Source organism: Myroides sp. C1519 (assembly GCF_038039755.1).
Classification (GTDB): Bacteria; Bacteroidota; Bacteroidia; order Flavobacteriales; family Flavobacteriaceae; genus Flavobacterium; species Flavobacterium phaeum_A.
Genome location: NZ_JBBPHM010000049.1, coordinates 1 through 976, shown reverse-complemented (window position 1 = coordinate 976; position 976 = coordinate 1). Strand labels below are relative to the sequence as shown.

The window sequence follows — 976 nt, the reverse complement described above, 5'->3', positions numbered from 1 at the left end:
ATAGCCCGAAGAAATTCGGATTAATGCTCCATGGTTTAATTGGATGGCATCATTTGATTAATAAAGATTTATCGGTAGAAGATGGGCATGCGTATCATTAGCTAGTTGGTGTGGTAACGGCATACCAAGGCAACGATGATTAGGGGTCCTGAGAGGGAGATCCCCCACACTGGTACTGAGACACGGACCAGACTCCTACGGGAGGCAGCAGTGAGGAATATTGGTCAATGGAGGCAACTCTGAACCAGCCATGCCGCGTGCAGGATGACGGTCCTATGGATTGTAAACTGCTTTTGTACAGGAAGAAACCTCGCTACGTGTAGCGATTTGACGGTACTGTAAGAATAAGGATCGGCTAACTCCGTGCCAGCAGCCGCGGTAATACGGAGGATCCGAGCGTTATCCGGAATTATTGGGTTTAAAGGGTTCGTAGGCGGTTAGATAAGTCAGTGGTGAAATTTCTTAGCTTAACTAAGACCCGGCCATTGATACTGTTTGACTTGAATAGTATGGAAGTAACTAGAATATGTAGTGTAGCGGTGAAATGCTTAGATATTACATGGAATACCAATTGCGAAGGCAGGTTACTACGTACTTATTGACGCTGATGAACGAAAGCGTGGGGAGCGAACAGGATTAGATACCCTGGTAGTCCACGCCGTAAACGATGGATACTAGCTGTTCGGTTTTCGGACTGAGTGGCTAAGCGAAAGTGATAAGTATCCCACCTGGGGAGTACGTTCGCAAGAATGAAACTCAAAGGAATTGACGGGGGCCCGCACAAGCGGTGGAGCATGTGGTTTAATTCGATGATACGCGAGGAACCTTACCAGGGCTTAAATGTAGATTGACAGGTTTGGAAACAGACTTTTCTTCGGACAATTTACAAGGTGCTGCATGGTTGTCGTCAGCTCGTGCCGTGAGGTGTCAGGTTAAGTCCTATAACGAGCGCAACCCCTATTGTTAGTTACCAGCG

1 rRNA gene is annotated in these 976 nt (G+C 47.1%); it reads left to right on the top strand.

The features are described from left to right. Positions 1 to 976 (top strand): 16S ribosomal RNA (locus tag AABL81_RS13505); the annotation flags it as partial.